General features: G+C 35.7%; 12 protein-coding genes. 3 read left to right on the top strand and 9 right to left on the bottom strand.

The window, feature by feature from the left end:
* Window positions 1-545: 545 nt before the first annotated feature.
* Both DEU40_RS00295 and DEU40_RS00300 read right to left on the bottom strand, forming a co-directional pair.
* Window positions 546-1,640: a hypothetical protein gene (locus DEU40_RS00295; protein ID WP_110008305.1), complete on the bottom strand. Its 1,095-nt coding sequence runs from the start codon at window positions 1,638-1,640 to the stop codon at window positions 546-548.
* A gap of 1 nt (window position 1,641) precedes the next feature.
* Window positions 1,642-2,457, bottom strand: a complete 816-nt coding sequence (locus DEU40_RS00300; RefSeq protein ID WP_110008011.1) for an RNA polymerase sigma factor — start codon at window positions 2,455-2,457, stop codon at window positions 1,642-1,644.
* A 368-nt stretch (window positions 2,458-2,825) separates the two neighbouring features.
* Here DEU40_RS00300 and DEU40_RS00305 point away from each other — a divergent pair, with 368 nt between their 5' ends.
* A complete protein-coding gene (locus tag DEU40_RS00305; protein ID WP_110008012.1) occupies window positions 2,826-3,068 on the top strand; it encodes a helix-turn-helix domain-containing protein in 243 nt (80 codons plus the stop codon).
* Between the two features lie 351 nt (window positions 3,069-3,419).
* On the opposite strand, the gene DEU40_RS00310 is transcribed toward DEU40_RS00305, so the two are convergent.
* The 6 genes from DEU40_RS00310 to katG form a co-directional block, all read right to left on the bottom strand.
* Complete coding sequence (locus tag DEU40_RS00310; RefSeq protein ID WP_137905772.1) at window positions 3,420-4,385, bottom strand: hypothetical protein; 966 nt, start codon at window positions 4,383-4,385, stop codon at window positions 3,420-3,422.
* 478 nt (window positions 4,386-4,863) lie between these two features.
* Window positions 4,864-5,595 (bottom strand): hypothetical protein, encoded by a 732-nt coding sequence (locus DEU40_RS00315; RefSeq protein WP_110008014.1) that lies wholly within the window; start codon window positions 5,593-5,595, stop codon window positions 4,864-4,866.
* Window positions 5,596-5,612: 17 nt separating this feature from the next.
* Window positions 5,613-9,335: a DUF6443 domain-containing protein gene (locus DEU40_RS00320; RefSeq protein WP_228406413.1), complete on the bottom strand. Its 3,723-nt coding sequence runs from the start codon at window positions 9,333-9,335 to the stop codon at window positions 5,613-5,615.
* A 66-nt stretch (window positions 9,336-9,401) separates the two neighbouring features.
* Entirely contained in the window at window positions 9,402-12,926 is a 3,525-nt protein-coding gene (locus tag DEU40_RS00325) for a DUF5977 domain-containing protein (RefSeq protein ID WP_110008015.1), read from the bottom strand.
* A 14-nt stretch (window positions 12,927-12,940) separates the two neighbouring features.
* Window positions 12,941-14,545, bottom strand: a complete 1,605-nt coding sequence (locus tag DEU40_RS00330; RefSeq protein ID WP_110008016.1) for a T9SS type A sorting domain-containing protein — start codon at window positions 14,543-14,545, stop codon at window positions 12,941-12,943.
* A gap of 569 nt (window positions 14,546-15,114) precedes the next feature.
* On the bottom strand, window positions 15,115-17,391 hold the full coding sequence (katG, locus tag DEU40_RS00335) for a catalase/peroxidase HPI (RefSeq protein ID WP_110008017.1): 2,277 nt from the start codon (window positions 17,389-17,391) through the stop codon (window positions 15,115-15,117).
* A 432-nt stretch (window positions 17,392-17,823) separates the two neighbouring features.
* Between katG and DEU40_RS00340 the strand changes: the two genes are divergently transcribed.
* Both DEU40_RS00340 and DEU40_RS00345 read left to right on the top strand, forming a co-directional pair.
* Window positions 17,824-18,291: a heme-binding domain-containing protein gene (locus DEU40_RS00340; protein ID WP_110008018.1), complete on the top strand. Its 468-nt coding sequence runs from the start codon at window positions 17,824-17,826 to the stop codon at window positions 18,289-18,291.
* A 4-nt stretch (window positions 18,292-18,295) separates the two neighbouring features.
* Window positions 18,296-18,706, top strand: a complete 411-nt coding sequence (locus DEU40_RS00345) for a thiol-disulfide oxidoreductase DCC family protein (RefSeq protein ID WP_110008019.1) — start codon at window positions 18,296-18,298, stop codon at window positions 18,704-18,706.
* A 206-nt stretch (window positions 18,707-18,912) separates the two neighbouring features.
* Here the strand turns inward: DEU40_RS00345 and DEU40_RS00350 are convergent, their stop codons facing one another.
* Window positions 18,913-20,352, bottom strand: a complete 1,440-nt coding sequence (locus tag DEU40_RS00350; RefSeq protein WP_110008020.1) for an alpha-amylase — start codon at window positions 20,350-20,352, stop codon at window positions 18,913-18,915.
* Window positions 20,353-20,412 lie beyond the last annotated feature (60 nt).

The following is a 20,412-nucleotide window of genomic DNA, read 5'->3' on the forward strand; positions in this document are numbered from 1 at the left end:
AATTAAAACTTTTTATTTCCCCTTCAAAGAGATTTATTGACTTTCATATTTTACTAATACAAAGATATATCTGCAAAGCGACAAAACATGTCGTATATAATTTAAGATGCACCTTTTTTCATTTTGGTTGGATTTTTTTTCGATTAGTAGATTTAAGAGAGTTTGAGAATGGTTTAATTGGTATTATACTATCTCTTTTCATTGGAATATACAAAGATAAAGTAGCCTTTACCACAATTCATATCCCCATCTAAAATATCAAATTATTACTTTAACAGTTGGCTTTTCAAAAATTCCTCTAATGGAGTTTGAGGTTTGCTTGTTAAATTTCTCCTGATTACACTTATCATCTAATCAATAGCTAAGCCTCTTGCTTTATTCCCAACATTTCTCTAAAGCGTTTTTATGTTTCTTCTCTGATGTATTTTCTTTCCATATCATACATATAAAAAAAGAGCCCACGCCGTTGTATATACAGTAAGTACTTAGTGAGTGTTTCAAGACCTCACCCTACGGGTGTACAAGCACCCTCATTATTTTTTCAGCTATCCAATGATTAATTCGATACCAGCTTTTTCAGCTTTGTATTTTATTTTGGTCTGCAAATCATAATAACTCCAATTACGAAGCACGAATTCGTTATCTTTTGCAATCCCGATCTTGTCTTCCTGATTTTTAATAACGAGTGTGCCCGCTTGTTGCCGAATGCAGAAATTTATAAGCTGCCGACTGTACACGTGAAGACGATTGCTTACGTATCTGCTTTCCAGATTCTTTGTTTTATACAATGCCTTCAGTTTCCGTTTTACTCCATTTCTTGAACGGGCATAGACTACACCGTCCTGAATCCTTTTTTGACTTGCCTGAATTGCGAGCCTGCGATACAAAAACTCTTCTTTTGAGCCAATATTGATTCGTACATTGCCAGCTTTTGCAACTATTGGATGTTCCAGAGACAGGGAAGCTTCAGCAATAATTTCGGGTTTTAAAAGATGTTCTTTCTTTTCAAATTCAAAAACTGCAAGCCAGAATATTTTCCTGTCTTTAAGTTGGATCTGTGAGTTGCAAAGCTTTATCTCTTCTTTTAATAGGCGCTCCATAATCACTCGCTTATCAGCGTAGTCTTTTCCTAAGTATGTTTTGACAGGTATCGCAAACATATTGAAGCAAAATGCTTTCTTTTCAGGATCATACTTCATTTTACTGATGCATTTAATCGGAAGTGGGATTGGAATGTCTCTTTTATAATTTCTAAGTGATTTTGTTCCCTGCCAATAATCGGCTTTGCTTTTAGAGAAAGTAGATTGAATTGTATTGTTCAGGCTTCCCAGAATATCTGTTGGGATTTCTCCTTTGAATCGGTCAAAGACCATTCTTGCTGTGCTGTTTGTTTTCGAACGGTCAAACATTCCCATCTGATCTTTTTTTTCATCAGCTAACTTGTATTGTATTTTTTCGGTGAGGTAAAAGAAATCCTTGATCATTTCCTGAACATACAAATGAGAAGCGATTAAGTTTGCCGCTCGGAAACATCTATTCTGATAACGGTAGAGTTTTTCCCATATTTCTTTTTTTTCATTGGAAGGAACGTCGATCAGCAACTGAATTTTTCGGGTAAGGGTAATCGTTGATTTTTCCATTTCAAAAAGGGATTTGAGAGGTATTTCGATTTTGTAGATATTGATAAGCATATAGAAATTCCCGCTGGACCTGCTTTTCAGAAAGTTTAAGCTCCCTAGCAATTACTATGAAAGAGGATTTTTGCTCAAACCTTCTTTTTAATATCTCGAGCTGTTGGCAAGTAAGTTTATCTGACTGCTCTTCATTAGCTGAAGCTTTTTTCTGTGGATGTTCTAAAGAACTTCCTTTAATAATTTTCCGAAGATCATTTATAGCTCTGCTCACCTCATTGCTGATGCCTGTCACACTACTTCCCATTGCTTCTGCGATTGGTTTGTATTGAAAACCATATTCAAGACAAAGTTCAATAAGGTGTTTTCTTTTGTGATCGAGTACGTTTACAACCTTTTTAACTTCATCAAATTTCTTTTGTTCAGATTCCTGATTGAGAAGATTCTCTTTATCATTCTGGGGATCAAAACCTATAAGATAATCCTGATAGTTCTCAAAACTTTCAAGTGATGCCGTTAAGCGTGCGAATTTATTTTTCGGAGTATTGAAATATGTAATGCAGTCTCTTTTCAAAACAAACCGTAAAAAGCCAAGAATATGATTCGGAGTTTCAATGGAATCACGGTGTAGCCAAAGTTTGAGAAAGGTATCCTGAACAAGCGTTTCTACTACAAAATCATCATCAAGCATTTGTCTTCCGAGCCAGAAAAGAAGTCTTTTGTATCGTAAATAAATATGTTCTAAAGAGATCGGATTACCTTTTTTCAGCAACTCATATAGCTGATGATCAGTGGGCATACGAGGCAAAGAGTGTGTTCTTTTCATAGCAGTATATTTTAGCTAATTTATTGCTGGAAGGAACTGCTTCAATCAATAAGATGAATTCTTTGCATCAAAACGCTAACTCAACTACATCTTGCCTAAAAGAAAAGGCGTGGAACTCAACTTATAGCATTAGAGGCACTGGTATACCCGTGTACGATAAGAGAGCCCACGCCGCGGTCGTGAGCAAATTTACTTATCTTCTCGTACACATAAAAATTACCAGTTTTCTAATGCGAGATTCTAAGCAATTGCTTCAATATTTTTAATTCTATTGGAATAATTGCATTTTACTATTTACAAATATACAAAAACTTTCATGTAATCCAAATGGATTACATGAAAGTTGTGTTTTTTTGCAAAATTGCGTTATGGCTGGACTCAACGAGGAAGATATTTTGCTGAAAAATAAAATTGCTGATAGAATTAAGTTTCTAAGAGCTAATACTGGTTTGTCTCAATCTGAATTTTCTAAAAAATACGAAATTGACAGACAAATATTAAATCGTTGGGAAAGTAAAAACAATAAAAGAGGATTGACAATCTATACAATAGCAAAATTTTGTAATCTCTTAGGAATTTCTCTCAAGGATTTTTTTGATTTTGACGCATAAAAGAATAGAAAAATTACGTGAACAATTTTTTAAATCATATAAGGGTATTGAGGATTTAAAGAAATAAGGTGTTTATATGATTCTCAAGGAAAATAGTCCTTAGATGTGTCTTCTCAATAGAATTTGAAGCTACTACCCCTAATTCCGCGACGACCAATTATATTTTTCAAAAGAAAAAAGGAAAAAAGAAAGCCAAAAATTCATTATGGAAGATTTTAAAAAGCAAGTTTATGATAAAAAATACAACCTGCAAGGTGGAGATTTTTGTCGTATCCTTTGGACCTGAACTTGTCTTTTTAAAAATCTGAAACAATACCTTTGTTTTCTTTTATGAATTTTTTGCAGTGCTACTTAGGACCTCTTTATCTTTTTTCTTTTTTGCTGAACCGGAATATCTTCGGTATTATATTGTATTCTATGATCACAAATGTTCAGTAAGGAAAATATTTCTAAGCTGATGTCAGGATTTTTAAAAATCTCTTCTAGTGATGAAAAAGGAATATTGTTTTCTTCAGAAACTTTTTTACAAATACGATCAACAATTGCTATGAGTTTTTCTTTGGTAGTATCAAATAACTTAGGCTGTTTAAACTTTTCAAATTGGATTGATTTTATAATCGTATCCTTAACAGAATTAAAATAAGTTTCCTTTTCTCTTGTATATACTGCAATATTAGACAATATGCTGGAAAGCTTGTTTTTTAACTGTGAAACTTCTTTGTTTAAGTTAATATTCTTTTGTTGAAGCTCAGTAATGATTTTAGTTTTGGATTGAAGAATTTCTTTATTTTTAAGCAGTTCTATATTATATGATTTAAAAACTCTTTCATAGTTTTCAATCGTTTTATCTATTTTGATCCTGCTAAAACCTAAAAAGTCATTTTCCTTGACAATAAGATCTGTAAACTTTTTAGATTTGAGCTTTGCCTTCATTTGAGCTATCTTACTATTTAATAATACAAGCTCATTTTCCTTTTTTTGGATTTTAAATTCAATGGCTTCCAGTCTTCCTTTAGAGCCTGAAATACCTCTCTCCATTTCCAAGCATTCAGCAGTAATATCCTGCATTTTTGAATAATGAAAGAATTGGTGTTTCAATGTTTTCCCTGTTTCCAAATCCTGCCAGTCTGCTACCAAATGAGCATGATAATTAGGTTTCCATACTTTAGAATCTTTATCATAATGACCTTCATCTTTATGAATGGCAATTTGAAAAGTTTTTATTCTCAGCTCTTCTTCAAGCCTTTTAGCGAGCCTATGCAGATCTTGCATCGTTGTATTTTCTTTAATGACAACTACAGCTTCACGAATCGGCATTGCATTTTTCTGTAATTTCCTTCCTGATTTTTCCTTACAGTATGCTTCTATTGATTTTAGCCTATCTGAAATCTTATTTTCTACCCAATATTCATTTTTTACCGTAAGATCCTTTTTTATATAATCGAAGGTTTTTCTTCTGAAATTGTGTGCTTCGGAATCTGTTTTGACTGCTTTGAAATTGATAGACGTTTTCATAAGACAGTAAAATAGCTCACCTATCTTTTACTTATAAATGACAAGACTCATTTGGCTTCAACTGTCATTTATTGGCTTGGAAAAATAAATCCATTTCTCATCAATACGTTATTCTCCTTTTTTACTAAAAATACCTTTCTAACCCTATTAGAAGATTATAGGTAAGAGCTTAAAATATAATATTTTCATCAGATGTCGAGATTTATCCCAAGATACTACAACAAAGCCTCGCAATCGCGAGGCTTTGTTACTATAATTGTAAAAGATTACAGTAATTAAATTATTGAGAAGATGAACTTTTAATCGATGAGTTGTGTATTTTTAATATATTCAATTCATTGATACACTCTGTAAATTCCTTCTTCTTATTTTCCTTAAAATAAGGTAATTCTTCTATACCATTTTTAATATCACTATACTTTATTGGTAAATTATAAGTTTGCACTTTTTCTCCTGTAAAGTAATGGCTTCGAGCATAAACAATTGATTTTGGGGTATATTGATCAATTGCTAAACACTTTTCAAAAGCATTGACTTTATTTTGCCTAACCAATTCGTACCTGAAATATTCATCAGGATATTTATTCTTAAAATCTTCGATAGAAAATTTTTTAGTGTAGAAAACCATTTCACCATATGAAATATCTTTTTCCTTGACTTTAGTATAGGAAACACTGTCTTGATGTAATTTATAAGGACTTGTGGTAACCTCACAAATATTTTTATTATTTATTATAAAAATCCCATTGTAAAAACCTTGTTCATCGTGGAAACCGTCTTCTATATAAATCTGAGAATATTTTTTGTCAGGATCTATATCGCAAGACTTTACACCTAACAATCTAAAAACCTTATATGTATCTGTAAGCATTTTTATTGTCTTGGGATCACGATAGGTAATAGAATTTTTATCTTTTAGTAAGTTTTCATTCATTTGTCTCATAGTTATCTTTCCTTGGGAGTTACAAGAAGAAAATAACATAATACTAAATAATAATAAAAAATTTTTCATTTTCAAAAGTTTATAGTTTATCTGGGGCGATTTTTGAATTTTTGCAATTTATAATATCCGGCAGCTCCAATATAATTATATCGGTTTTGCAATATTTTGCCGTTTATCTTAAGAATACTTTCCACACTAGGAGTAGGAGATATTTGACCTCCACTTTTATTATAATAAATACTACTTCCTGCGTTGTCTATCAACCTTCCTTCATCATTAGGAATACAAGTAGAACCTCCACAAGTACTACCATAATTTGTTCGCAATGGTAGACCCGACTCTGCTCTTACAATATTTTCAACGTGCGTACCATATATTTCCGCTGTGGTACTGTTAGGTCCAAATCTTGTATCGGATTGAGAGGTTATTCCTAAAGCATAGTTTTCGTAAATATGCCCCATTTCATGTGCTATTGTGGTGTATAAAGGGGTATATTTAGAGTCATTACCCAAAGTAGTCCAAACTCCTTTGTCTGATGGGTTTAATTCAATTATATTGCTGATACCATATTTTATATGTGAAACATCACTCGTAGAATTAAAATAAATATCTCTTATTTTTCCATCTTTGCCTTGTGCCTGATCAAAATATCCAATCATTGTTTTTCCTATTGAAGTATTTTTGTCTAAATGATTTAAACCTGCTATAGTCTGAACAACATAATCTGATAATTGAGTACTTGCATCTACATTGGTCCATTTACCATCTACTTGATGTTGTGTTGCACCATTATGATATCTGTATTGGGTTCCATTTTGATCATTAATATATATCCACTCACCATTTATATCAATAAATTTAGTTGGATTATTTGCTACATAACTATAAGGGGAAATAGGAAAATAATTCTCACTGTAATTATCTAATACTCCCCAACGTCCGATATCTGCCATATAAAACCTTGCACCATAATCGTACATCCCCGTCTCCTGAAGCTCTTTACCATTATATTTGTAATTCTTATAACTTCCAGATCCGAAGAAAGCATTTCCTGTTTTTAAGTGGTTCATTCCAAAAGGGTAATAATCATTAGCATCTGTAATTTCAAGAGAACCTGCGCTGTTTCTTGCATAACTTATCCTGGCATTTCCCAAATGATCTTTATATTGGTAAATATACTGATCTTTCCCGTAATCATAAAAACCTTCTGCTGTAGGAAAGAACATGAGTTGAGGAGTCTTAACAGCAGTTATTCCTAATGGAGCTGCCTGTGCCATTGTAATTCCACTTTCAGTACTGTAAGCCTGTTGTTCGTATGCATATTTTAATTTTTCGGTGATCATGCTGAGTTCTTCGATACCGCCTCCCCCATTATTGTCTGATTCGTTGCGATAATATTGAAATCCATCAAGATAATCAGTAATCTCAGTTACAGTATAACAATTGATAATCCCGCATTCAATTTTAGGAAGCTTTTTCTGAAGCCGAACTCCGTCTGCGCTGTACAGGTAATTATGAAGGCCAGAGAGCCCTAAGTTTCCATACTCAATCTTATTGGGAAGATTCAGATGATTATATGTAATCTTGGTTATATTTTTATCCGGCATCTGCCACATATTTCCATTAAGGTCATACTGGATATTACCACCTCCGCCTTCATATCCTGAAGGATTATTCTTGTAGTCTTTAATCACAGATGCCTGATTGGTAAGGTTATTGGACCCATAAGTATATTCCAGCTCGTCAATAACTGTAGCGGTTGTATTATTTCCTTCTATAGCAGAGGTTCTGTAAAGGTTTGTAATATTTCCATTCAGATCATATGCCAGGGATTCTGTATGTTCTTTACTGTAAGGGTTCACAGGATTTTGGTAATATCCTGCTGTAAGTCTGTTCAAAGCATCATAAACATAACCGTATCTTTTAGGTGCAATTGGAGGGTTAGCTCCTAATGACTCCACAGCTCTCCAGTCTACTTCCGCAATGTTTCCATTATACCTTGGCTTCACATTTTTTCCATTGAATAGTGCAGAATCGGGATTTTCAATTCCATTTATCTGATTGTACTTGACTATGTAGGAAAATAATTTTCCTCCTAAATCAGGAATTGCCATTTGCGCTTTATTAATACCAGTCAGCCAACCTCTTATATTGTAAGTATAATCAATACTCTGCAAATTATTCCCTACCTTTTTGTTATTTAGCTGGGAAAGTTCATTATAGCTGTTTTCTGTAAGAATCTGCTCCGGTTTATCATCTACCTGATGCTTATGAACCAGTAATCTGTACTGATTATCATATTCAAAGTGTTCTGTAATAGTAACTCCCGATTCCCCTGCTAATCTCTTGTGAGTAGTAACCGTTTTTTGGGGCATTCCGGTAAAATCCAGCTCAGATTCAATCCTTGTGTATCCGCCTAAATGGTTGATAGAGTGGCTCCCGATTACTCTTCCCTTTTGATCATAGTAGGTATAATTCTTGGTCCAATTATCATCTTCAATATTTTTTACAAAACTCATGACCGGAAGTCCTTTAGTACTTTTTCCATCAGCAGTAGGAGTTCCCGTTAACACGGTCATATCTGGTGTATTTACTGGCAAAGCAGGGTTGAAACTATATGTTGGATAGCTGTCATAATAATTAACACTTAACAGTATACTAAGACCAGTAGGAGTGGAAAGCTTAGTATAATATACAGGAAGGCCATTTAAGATAAATCCTGTTGTAGAAGTTCTGGTTTCATATAAATTAGTATTGATATTAGCACTATTTTGCATTGAGGCCCTGCTGGCAGGATTATTTGTGATCCCCGTATACACGATTCTTCCAAACTGATCATATTTAGTAAAGAGCCATTGTCCTTTATCTTTAAGAACGGTATCCTGATTAAGAATTAGTTGATCAGCTTTATTATACACCATATATTCCCATCCTTTTCCAGGAAGCTTCTTCTCCACCAATCGATTTCCTTCATCATATTTATACTGATAACATAGCTCGTTTAGTACAGTATTAGCATCTGCTTGTATGGCGGCTTTTGGAGGAATCACAAAAGCCAGTTGATTATAATCATTGTAAACATAATAGGTATCTGCATTTTCTGTATCACTGATTACTTTTCGTACTAATACAACTTGTCCCTGACTATTTTTAAACTCAATAGTTTGGTTTCCGTCTTCATCAGTAACAGTATTCTTAAACAGCTGCCCTGATCCATAAGAAGCTGATAATATTAGTTTCGCCACAAAAGTGGTGTAACTAAATGTAGCGGTATATTTTTTAACCTCTCCGTTCTTATTGGATTCATACTTAAAGGTTACAGGCTTGCTAGCCCAGTCATTACCTACCTGAATTTGCTGTTGAAGCCTGTCTAAAGGTGATTTTTCAAGCACTTTTTCCGTAAAGGGTCTTTCTCCAGAGTATATTGCTTCTGGATCTCCAACCGGAAAATCAACTGCCAAGGAATTTTGTGAGTAAATTTTTCCATTTTGCGTTCCTGATTGTGGTACTGGAAGATAATCCCGCGTTGGTTTTCCATAGTAATCGTATGTAAAAGGAGTTACAATATCTCTTCCCTTTGGGGAAGCCTTTATATTAATCGTTTGTTTAGCCCTTCCTAATCCGTCAAAATATTGAATAGCCTGTATTTGCTTAGCATTGCTATCACTTTGAGTTTTAGGTTCGAGGTACGTTCTTGTATAGACATAATTTTCGTCAATTGTACCGGTAAGGCCAGAAGGAAGTTGGGTCTGGCCTTGGACTTCTGTAACGGTCCATACTAATATGGCCATTGTATATATTCTTCTCATTAAATGACAAATTCTAGGTTATAAGTTTTTACTTGTAAATGCGTATTTCTATTATTCATTACCATATTAGTTCGGAGTTTTATCATACTCAAAAACAAAATACAACTGAGTCCCAGGAGCCACATAACCATTAGGAATAAATATAAGGTCACCAGCAGAAGTGATCTGTACTTTCCACCAGGTATTTGTTGTAAGCTCTTTAACATTATTATTGAATATATCAGGTGCTAAATTTGTATTAGGACGACATGGATTCGGAATGTTAGCAACTCCTTTTTGCCACCATTGGCTGCCATCTGGATTGGTTAGTGAGTTAGGTACTTTGACCTGTATATCTACCTTAAAGTGTCCTAAAACGCTTTGAGAAATTTCTGCATGAGGTCCAACTTGAAATCCGTTTATTGAACTTGCATAGCATTGGGCATTATAACATTGTGCGTTGGTATTCGCAGCATTCTGCCCATTCGCTGCAAGATCATTGGCTGCCTGTTGTTCAGCATCTGTGCTGCTGATCAATGATACGTACTTATTAGCAGGTACTATATAAGTGTAGGTACCTCCAACCTGTAACGAGTTACAGTTATTTTTGGTATAGGTTTGGCTTCTTTCGCTGTTATAGAATTTCTTGATATTATATTTATAAGCAAACTCTTTAATAATGTTACCGGATTGATCCATGATTCTTTCGAGTTCATTCGCTGCATTGTACTTATAAAACTCTCTAATTCCTGAAGGTTGTCCGATGCTTTTCACACCAATTAAAGGATCATAACTGTAAGTGGTAATAAGATATCCTGCCAATTCAGGACGGTTTTTAAATTGGTCCAACGCATTAACAAAATCTTTTTCAGATGCATCTGTCGACTGCTGAGCATCTATTTTAGAAGCATTGATAATCTGATCAACATACGCTTGAGGAATATCGGATAGCTTGGCTCCCTGAATTTTCACAATTGGAAGGGTATTATTCTTATATCCCCAGATAATCGATGTAGAAACCCCATTTTTGGTTGTATACTGAAGTAGATTACCTTTACTGTCAAACTTGTCATATGTAGCTTCAGTGACTGGAGAGTTGCTTTGCAACTGATAAGAAACTTGCGCAGTAGGTAATGGCAGACCGGAGGTTTTATTATCAGCTTCTGTTTGGCTTAACGGGTACAACGTTTCTGTTTTAGAAACTACTTTTCCGTTTTTCATTTCCTCAGATTTAAGTGGAAGGCCCACCATATATTTTCCTAATAAAAAGTTATTTGGCTTATCAAAAGCATACGTAAAGTTCGTTTGAAACTCATCACCGTTCGAATCTATAATTTTCTGAGACTTCAGAGTATTATAGTTATATTCATAATCATATGATTCCTTTGTTTCTACTCCGTTTAAAGTGGTTTTAATTCCTTTAAGAAAGCTGCTATTAAAATTGACGTTATAAGCGGTAACTGTTAGTAGGTTCAACATATAATGAATATTTTCCTCTACCAGACCATATGCTTTTATCAGATCATTGTTATATCCATATTCATATTCTTTCGTCTGCACCACTCCACTAGCAGAGGATGTAATTTCTTTAAGAGGTTTTCCTCTCATAAGAGAAAAAGATGTGAAAGGAACACTTTTATACAGTCCGGTAAATTGATCAGGCGGTCCCATAATTATAGGCCCTCTCTGATCATTACAACTAGGAGTGTCAAAATTGGTAAAATAGTTTTCAGTTTTACCATTATTGGTATCTGTTACGGTTACTTTACTATACCCAATCATGTTATTCTCCCCTTTTAAGGATTGATATGAGCCCATTGATTTATGACTAAACTTATACATATCTTGGACTTCTCCAGCTCTGGTAAAGTTGAACTGATAAGGTAAAATACCGCTGGATTTTCCGTTATCACCATTATAGGAATAGTTCTTGATTACACATCCTGTACTATGTTCTGAACAAGCCTCAATCCTCTTAATTCTTAAACCACCCGCTATTTCATTAGGAGAAACGGTGTCAATCAGCTCAAGGGTATTCGCAGATGTATAGAAAGGGTTTTTATTTCCATACTTGGAAAAATCATTGAGCTCATAGATGAAATGGGTAACTCCTCCCGTAGGATGGTTTATCCATTCTAAAGTCTCAGCTTTTGTATATTCAAGATCCGGAGTACTATGAGTTGATGGAGCATAGTATCCCCATTTATCATATTTTGAATCAAGGTATAGGGGAAGCGTCTTAGGATTATAATCAAATGAGTATTTTTCATCGTTATTCTTTATCACTGCTTCCAAATGCATTCGCTTGGTTGTATCAACATTATTATAATGAAATGTTGTGGTGTTAACGGTATGGTTATCCTTATCCCTTACAGTGATACTATCAATTTTAAACCAGGTGTTAAAGAGAAGCGAACTATCTCCCGAGCCCAGATAAGAACCCATTTGGCCTCTTAATTGCTCGTTCAAAACCTGATAATTTAATGGCTTTACTTGTGATGTATTAATTTCAACGGAAAATTCATCACTTTCTACTTTTTTCAAATAAGTATTATACTGCCAGTTTAAAGCTGTTGAACCGTAGGATTCGAAAAGGTCAATATTGGGTGCTTTTAACACAATATCATAACCTACCTGACTTGCAATATAGTTAGGCTTTGGAGCTCTTTCGTAAGTGTATTTTATTTTTTTGCCATCTGGAAATTTAACCTCATTGATTAACCAGGAACTTGCTACAATCTGTTCATTAAAATTACAATTGGCACAAGGAGGTCTTTCTTCAGTAAATTCTACGGCATTATCATCCTGTCCAAAAATATATTGGGTACCATCATCCATCGTGACTGTAAAACCATATAAAATTCTTCTCAGATTATAACTGATATAACTGTTGGGTTTTATTGTGTGATTTTCTTTATAGACATGCTGTATTGAAAATGTTTTTCCATCACGAGTTCTTCCGATCCATTTTCCCTTCTCATTCATGTAAAATCGTCCATTAATACCCAATACATTTAATATAAATTCGTCCGGATCAGGGATTAGCATCCATTTATCCGTATAATTATCTAGCCCTCCTCCGAAGTTAAGAGTGTTCGTATTTCCACTCTGCATTGAGTAATTATAAAAACTTGTAAATCGTAGTGAGTTTTCCGCATCGTAATAAAAAGCAGATAATGAGGCCTGAGAATCCCAGTCAGGTTTATCCAATGTATTGTAATGATCGAGATAGGAAAGTTTGTCATGTTCGTTAAGATGACTTGTGTAAAGTTCATCATACTGCCCGTTAACGACTCTTGTAATTGCCCCGCCGATATTGGTACTCCATCCTAGTCCAACCCAACTGTGTACAGCTTCGGGTTTAACCGTACTAACATCATAGTTGAGTGAAATGTTAAAATTAGTATTGCTAACTTTTTTCTCAAAGATCGGAATAGAAATATCAGGGAGTCCTCTGTATAAATTTACTGGATAAAGTCCTTGAAAACCAAAACTTTTAGAAACGGGGCTCTGGGAAAAAAGATTGGTATATAAAAGCTCACTTTGTGCATAAGAAACACCTGACTGAGCTAAACAAAGAGCAAATAAGAGGTGTTTAAATTTAATTTTCATGAATTATTATTAATTTATTTTTTAATCAGCTTTGCATTCGCTGTTTTATTCGAATCAGTTTTTATGGTCACCAGATAAGCACCCTGAACTAAAGATTGAGTATTTATCTTGGTTACATTGTTTTTGGTTTTAATACTCTGAAGCTGTCTTCCGCTCATGTCATACAGCAGAATATCTGCCTCTTTAAAGTCAAAGCCAATTTCCACGTAGGCATAATCTGATACAGGATTTGGATAAATTTTGATGTCATATTTTTCAATCAGCTGATCTACTTGTCTATCTCCCAGCTTTACAATCTTCCAGTTTTCTTTTCCAAGTTCTTCAGCACTGGTTCCTGCAAGAATAATAGACCCGTCTCTGTTCAACTTTAAATCGGAAAGCCTTTCTTCCTTCTTTCTGGATTCTCCTTTTACATGTTTTCTCCACTGCTCATTTCCGTTCTGGTCAAGATAAAGCATCCAGAAGGTTTCATCATCCGTTTGTATTCTTCCTTCTGCCTGAGTATAGCCACCTAATAAAATTCCTTTTGAAGATCTATCATCTGCAGAATGAAGAACACTCATTCCCATCAGGATATCTCTGTTTTTAAAATTGTAAGACTTCTGCCACTGTTCATCTCCTCTTTCATTTAAAGCAATCAGCCAAAGGTCTGTTCCTTCTTCAATGCCTACTGTTTTATTTCCTGATCTTTCCGATCTGGATTCTCCACCGATAATAAAGCCAGTTGAAGTCAATGCCAGAGTTCTCAAGTGATCATCACCTTTTCCTCCAAAGTTCTTTTCCCATTCTACTTTTCCACTTTTGTCCAGCTTTACAATCCAGTAATCACCTTCGCCAAAGTTTTCTGTTTGCTTCGAGGTACGGGTTACGGGATTCGAGTTTTGAGTGTTTGACACAGAACCTTTTTCAGAACTCGAAACACGGACCTCGGAACTCCTAGAATACATTCCCAGTAAAGCTCCTCCATCTTTGGTAGGGATCATCTTTTCGACTTCATCTAAACCACGCCCTCCCAATGTTTGTTCAAATAGTGTTTTTCCGTCTTTGTCCAATCTAATGATCAGAACATCTTTTGAACCATAACCTTTAGAGGAATTTTGTACACTTCCAGCAACAAAGAATCCCTGATCTGTAGTCTGAATCACAGCTCTTGCTTCTTCATCAGAAGAACTGCCTAATGTTTTCTGCCATAATTCATCGCCAAATTCATTGATTCTAATTAACCAAATGTCTGAGCCACCTTTAGAATCTTCCTTTTTATCAAGTCCTTTTCCTGAATATGATGAACCTGTGATCAGAAAACCACCGTCCTGAGTAGTAACCGTTGAAGATAAATAGTCGTGATTGTTTCCAGAAAAATACTTTTCAAAAACCTGTTCTCCCTGCTGGTTTAATTTAATCAGGTGAAAGTCGTAACCGTTGTTCTGCTTGCTGTTCTGCCTAAGCTTATCGGTCTGGATACTGCTTCCTGTGATCAGATACTGTCCGTCAATTGTTGTAGTAATCTGGCTTAAAAAATCCTGAGCTGAGGACTTTATATCTTTCTGCCAAAGTACGTTTTGAGCAGATATGCCCGTAATAGTGCATAAAGACAATGCACACATGTAGAGTTTTTTCATACTTGTGTTATTAATGTTAAGTAAATATTGATTGATGTATTGTGTATATAGAAATACACAAATTATCGAGTGTAATTATTGTTTCATGGTCATGTTTTTTAATGCTTACAAAATTAAAATTTTTAAAGTTTATCCCAAAGAAAATTGATTAACTTTCTTTAATAAAGCAAAGATATACCAGCAAAGCGACAATACTTGTCGTATTACATTTTTATAAAAAAACTTTAAAATAATATATTGAGTTCGTAAAATTTTGATAAGTACTCTTCTATGATATTTCTTGATAAGTTTTTTATATCTGATTACCATTACGAAAGTAAAATAGTTATTGATCAACTACAATTTTTTTGTTATGATTTTTTTATATCGGTTAAATATCTAATTTTTAACCACTTGTAAATTTAATTTATTCTCCATTGAATAAATACTCTATAATATTTTTCCATCTAAACATTGTGATTAACGTTTACATTAAAACTGATTATGAATAGTTTAATATTTTTACTATTGATAAACCAAAATCGGCTGCCCTTCCGGGCAGCCGATTCTATTATCTAAAAAATTACTTTTTATATATCAAACCTATCCAGATTCATCACCTTCGTCCACGCCGCCACAAAATCTTTTACAAATTTGCTTTGTGCATCGGCACTTCCATATACCTCAGCCACGGCTCTCAATTCAGAATTGGATCCGAAAACAAGATCCGCACGCGTAGCGGTCCATTTTGGCTGGCCGGTTTTTCGATCAGTTCCGATATACAATTCTCTGTCATCTGACATTGCTTTCCACTGAGTTCCCATATCCAGAAGATTTACAAAGAAATCATTGGTAAGAACGCCCGGACGGCTGGTGAATACACCATGTTTTGAACCGTCAAAGTTCGTATCCAAAGCACGCATTCCTCCGACCAATACGGTTAGTTCCGGAGCGGTAAGGGTTAATAATTGTGCTTTATCAATCAGTAAAGATTCTGTAGACACCGTATATTTTCTTTTCAGATAATTTCGGAATCCATCAGCAGCAGGCTCAAGGTAACCCATAGATTCTACATCCGTCTGTTCCTGAGAAGCATCCATTCTTCCCGGAGCAAAAGGAACTTTTACGTCCTGACCAGCATTTCTGGCAGCCACTTCTACTGCCGCATTACCTGCCAAAACAATCAGATCGGCTAATGATATTTTTTTTCCTCCGTTTTGAGAATCGTTGAATTCTTTCTGAATTCCTTCCAGAACATTTAATACTTTATTCAGCTGAGAAGGATTGTTGACTTCCCAGTTTCTTTGAGGCTCCAGTCTGATTCTCGCTCCGTTGGCACCACCACGTTTATCACTTCCTCTGAAAGTAGAAGCGGAAGCCCAGGCTGTAGATATCAGTTCTGTATTGCTTAGTCCTGAATTTAAAACTTTTAATTTCAATGCCTCCACATCATTTTCATCGACCAGTTCGTGGTTGACTTCCGGAATAGGATCCTGCCAGATCAGTTCTTCCTGTGGTACATCCGGTCCCAGATAACGGGCACGTGGTCCCATATCCCTGTGTGTTAATTTAAACCATGCTCTGGCAAACGCATCGGCAAACGCATCAGGATTTTCGTAGAAGTGTCTTGAAATTTTTTCGTATACAGGATCCATTCTTAACGAAAGGTCTGTGGTAAGCATGGTTGGTTTATGTTTTTTGTCAGCATCAAATGCATCAGGAATGATTTCAGCACCGTCTTTGGCTACCCATTGGTGAGCTCCTGCAGGGCTTTTTGTTAATTCCCACTCATTTTCAAAAAGATTTTTAAAGAAGTAATTACTCCATTGAGTAGGAGTTTCTGTCCAGGTTACTTCCAGTCCGCTGGAAATAGCGTCTCTTCCGCTACCAGACTTATACGTGCTTGCCCATCCTAATCCCTGCTGTTCAATTCCGGCTCCTTCAGGTTCTTTTCCTACATGATCTGCCGGGCCTGCTCCATGGGTTTTACCGAAAGTATGTCCTCCGGCAATCAAAGCAACGGTTTCTTCATCGCTCATCGCCATACGTCCGAAAGTATCACGGATGTCTTTGGCAGCAGCAATAGGGTCAGGATTTCCGTCCGGACCTTCAGGGTTTACATAAATAAGTCCCATTTGTACAGCAGCCAACGGATTTTCAAGGTTTCTTGAATGAATATCTCCGTCTGCATCATCATCGGTAGGAAGAACCGCCGAATTTCCTTCTACAACTCCTTCCGAGCCGTGAGCATATCGTAAATCACCTCCTAGCCATGTTTTTTCTGATCCCCAATATACATCGGAATCCGGTTCCCAGACATCTGCACGTCCTCCGGCAAATCCGAATGTTTTAAAGCCCATGGATTCAAGAGCAACATTCCCTGTAAGGATCAGAAGGTCTGCCCATGAGATATTTCTTCCATATTTCTGTTTGATGGGCCACAATAATCTTCGTGCTTTATCAAGACTTACGTTATCAGGCCAGCTGTTTAACGGTGCGAAACGCTGTTGCCCAGCTCCTGCTCCACCTCTTCCGTCACCTACACGATACGTGCCGGCGCTGTGCCATGCCATACGGATAAACAGAGGGCCATAATGACCAAAGTCGGCCGGCCACCAATCCTGAGAATCTGTCATCAATGCATGAAGGTCTTTTTTTACAGCCTCCAGATCAAGGCTTTCGAATGCTTTGGCATAGTCAAAATCCTTATCCATAGGGTCTGAAAGTGAAGAATGCTGGCGCAGAAGATCTACTCTAAGCTGATCAGGCCACCAATCAGAATTCTGAGTTCCTCCTCCTGCTACATTCTTCTTCATTGTTCCGTTGTGAAACGGGCATTTACTGATGTCATTCAAATCTTTTTCCATTGTCGTTTATTTATTTTTTATGTTGATTAATACAGTTTCCAATTGTACTCTAAGAACATCACAAACCTACAACGTTTGTTTAATAAATACAATCTATTAATTTTTATTTCAATGATAGTTAAAAACTATAAACAAATATTTTCAACGGCACAATATCTGGTCAGAATTGTGGTATTAAGTTAGTAATTTTTAAGATTAACTTACAATAAAAACAACAGTATACCTTCCAATTTAGAATTACTCAACGTAAGAATGTAAAGGGAGAAGGAAGTTGAAAGGAGGATGTTTGGCGTCACCATGAAAATAACATATTAATTGCTAAAAAATACACTATTACAACATTTTTGGAAGCTGTTCCTTCTTCCAGCTTCTACTTTCTTTCACTAAAAATAAATTAACTATCTTTATATTTATAAAACATGAACATCCGCTATGAAAAAAATAATTGTTGTCCTTCTCGTTGTATTTATCATCATACAATTTTTTCCTATCGATAAAAGAAATCCGCCGCCAACTCCCGGTATGGATTTTCTGAAAATTAAAAATACTCCTGAAAAGATAGCGCATACAATCAGAACATCATGTTATGACTGTCATTCCAATGAAACAAAGTATCCATGGTACAGCAATATCTCCCCGATGTCATGGTGGGTAAAAAATCATATTGACGAGGGCAGGAATCATCTTAATTTTTCTACCTTTGCAGTGTATGAACCTAAAAGACAGCTTCATAAACTTGAGGAATGTATAGAAATGGTTGAAAAAAAAGAGATGCCGCTTGAATCCTATTATTTAGGACATCAGAATGCTAAATTATCGGATGAACAGCGTGCAGATCTTATCCATTATTTCAAAAAAGTAAAAGAAGACACGGAAAGGAGAATTCTATTTAATAAATAACGTCATGGAAAATTGGGAAAATAAGCATATTGTATTTTTTGACGGAGATTGCGGAGTCTGCAATTTCTGGGTACAATGGATTTTGGAGCGGGACAATAAAGACCAGTTCATGTTCGCTTCTCTTCAATCTGATTTCGGACAGCAGTTTTTATCCGAAAGAGGACTGGAAACCAATGTATTCAATACTATGTATCTGTGGAAACCCGGACGGTTTTATCTGATCAAGTCAAAGGCAGTACTGGAAATTGCTAACTTGTTGGGAGGCATATATAAACTTTCGTTTATCGGAAAAATCATTCCGGCATTTTTAAGGGACAAGGCTTATGATCTTATTTCCAGAAACAGGATGAAACTGGCCAATCAGAAATGTTATTTACCGGACCTTCATCAGAAGAAAAAATTTATTCAGGTGTAATTAATGATTCTTACACCGTTTCATTTAACTTATAAAAAGATCATTCCGTAAGAATTTCCTACAATATTAATGCTTTGTATAGATATTCCTACGGAATGATAAATAAGACGTATAGTTTTGCTTGTTTAATGTTTAATAAAAATTAAACTGAAGAGCAGTCTCTTACCAGCTTAATCAATTATCAATAATTACTCATTGCTCATTACTCATAAATTCAGCGACCACACAGAATAAGAATTCGGCGGACACTGGATTTTCACCCATTTATCTCCCTGAGTTGTTGGGTACCAGCTTGAGTTCCCTGTAAAATCTTTGATCTGCTGGCTGCTCCAGTTGGTTTCTATCCATCTTTCCTGCCAGTTTGAAGACGTATTGATGTAAACTACAAGTCCCGGATTACCATTATAACCGTTACGTCTTGCAATATATTCATCATTATCGGTGTAGAGAATAGAAGTTGTTCCGGTGGCTTTGTTATTGTGAATCCAGATCAGATTGTTCAGTCGTTCCTTATTTAACCATTCTTCATAATCTCTGTAAAAAATGGTAGGATAACCTTCATGGGTTAAGATATAGGCATATGCCGGCATTTTATTGTAGATGATATCGGTATCATGATTGGCAACAAAGGTGACTGCTTTGTATGGATTTCTTTTCCACATCATATCATCATTCAAAGCATTTAAATTACCATTATCAAAGGCTTCATCCATTTTATAATAGGCCGCAAAATCAAATACGGAACTGTTGGCATTATTGGCCCACCATTCCAATGTGTTGACATTTGAATCCCATAATTCCCCGACAGAAAATCCACCTACGTTAGAATTCCAGGTGTTAACAACCCATGGCCCGAACCCTTTAACGTAATCAAACCTCCAGCCATCAAATTTCATCACATTTTTATAATATTTAGCGACAGAATCATCTCTTCCCCAAAGCCAGTCCTGCACATGAGGATTCGCGTGGCATAAATCCGGAAAACCGCCAAAAGCTCCTTCATCATTATTTCCATAAGCATTTTTGTAAAAATCATTATAGTTTCTCTGGAATTTCCCTGATGCCACTCCAGAAAAATTGGTCCAGGTATTGGTTCCTGTAAAAGGATTGGCTTCAGATTGTCCTCCACTGTTATGATTGATTACAATATCTGCGTATACCTGCATATTTTCGGCATGAGCCTTCGTAATCAATGCTTCCAGTTCGGCTCTGGATCCGAAACGGGTTTCTGTGCTTCCATTCTGATTAAAATCTCCAAAATCATAATAATCTGTAGGATCGTACCCCATAGAATATGCACCGTTTTGTGCTTTTGATGCCGGCGGCAGCCATACTGCCCCAATTCCGGCATTGGACCACGCTGTTATTTTGTCTTTAACGGTATTCCACCAGTTACCACCTTCTGGAACATCCCAGTAGAAGCCCTGCATAAGAACTCCGCCACCCGGTCCGGCTACGAATTTACTTTGTGTGGAACCTGAACCGCTTCCTGTACTGAAAGGCCGGCCATCATGATTGGTCACATTCACTGTTTTGTTATGAACCTCTTCCTGCTTGGTAGGTTCTGTCATTAATTCATCACTTGTACGGCATGAGCTTATTAATGCTAAAGCCAGTAGTGAAAGGAAAAAGTTTGTTTTTTTCATCGCTGCAATTAATTATCAATCTATTAAACAAGATACAATTTTATTAAAAACAAAATCAAA

Origin of the sequence: Chryseobacterium sp. AG844, from assembly GCF_003182335.1 — a bacterium.
Lineage (GTDB): Bacteria > Bacteroidota > Bacteroidia > Flavobacteriales > Weeksellaceae > Chryseobacterium > Chryseobacterium cupriresistens.

Excerpts from the sequence above, each read along its gene's own strand:
- DEU40_RS00295 (WP_110008305.1), bottom strand. The coding sequence starts at position 1,640 with ATGGAAAAATCAACGATTACCCTTACCCGAAAAATTCAGTTGCTGATC.
- DEU40_RS00300 (WP_110008011.1), bottom strand. The coding sequence starts at position 2,457 with ATGAAAAGAACACACTCTTTGCCTCGTATGCCCACTGATCATCAGCTA.
- DEU40_RS00305 (WP_110008012.1), top strand. The coding sequence starts at position 2,826 with ATGGCTGGACTCAACGAGGAAGATATTTTGCTGAAAAATAAAATTGCT.
- DEU40_RS00310 (WP_137905772.1), bottom strand. The coding sequence starts at position 4,385 with ATGCCGATTCGTGAAGCTGTAGTTGTCATTAAAGAAAATACAACGATG.
- DEU40_RS00315 (WP_110008014.1), bottom strand. The coding sequence starts at position 5,595 with ATGAAAAATTTTTTATTATTATTTAGTATTATGTTATTTTCTTCTTGT.
- DEU40_RS00320 (WP_228406413.1), bottom strand. The coding sequence starts at position 9,335 with ATGAGAAGAATATATACAATGGCCATATTAGTATGGACCGTTACAGAA.
- DEU40_RS00325 (WP_110008015.1), bottom strand. The coding sequence starts at position 12,926 with ATGAAAATTAAATTTAAACACCTCTTATTTGCTCTTTGTTTAGCTCAG.
- DEU40_RS00330 (WP_110008016.1), bottom strand. The coding sequence starts at position 14,545 with ATGAAAAAACTCTACATGTGTGCATTGTCTTTATGCACTATTACGGGC.
- katG (WP_110008017.1), bottom strand. The coding sequence starts at position 17,391 with ATGGAAAAAGATTTGAATGACATCAGTAAATGCCCGTTTCACAACGGA.
- DEU40_RS00340 (WP_110008018.1), top strand. The coding sequence starts at position 17,824 with ATGAAAAAAATAATTGTTGTCCTTCTCGTTGTATTTATCATCATACAA.
- DEU40_RS00345 (WP_110008019.1), top strand. The coding sequence starts at position 18,296 with ATGGAAAATTGGGAAAATAAGCATATTGTATTTTTTGACGGAGATTGC.
- DEU40_RS00350 (WP_110008020.1), bottom strand. The coding sequence starts at position 20,352 with ATGAAAAAAACAAACTTTTTCCTTTCACTACTGGCTTTAGCATTAATA.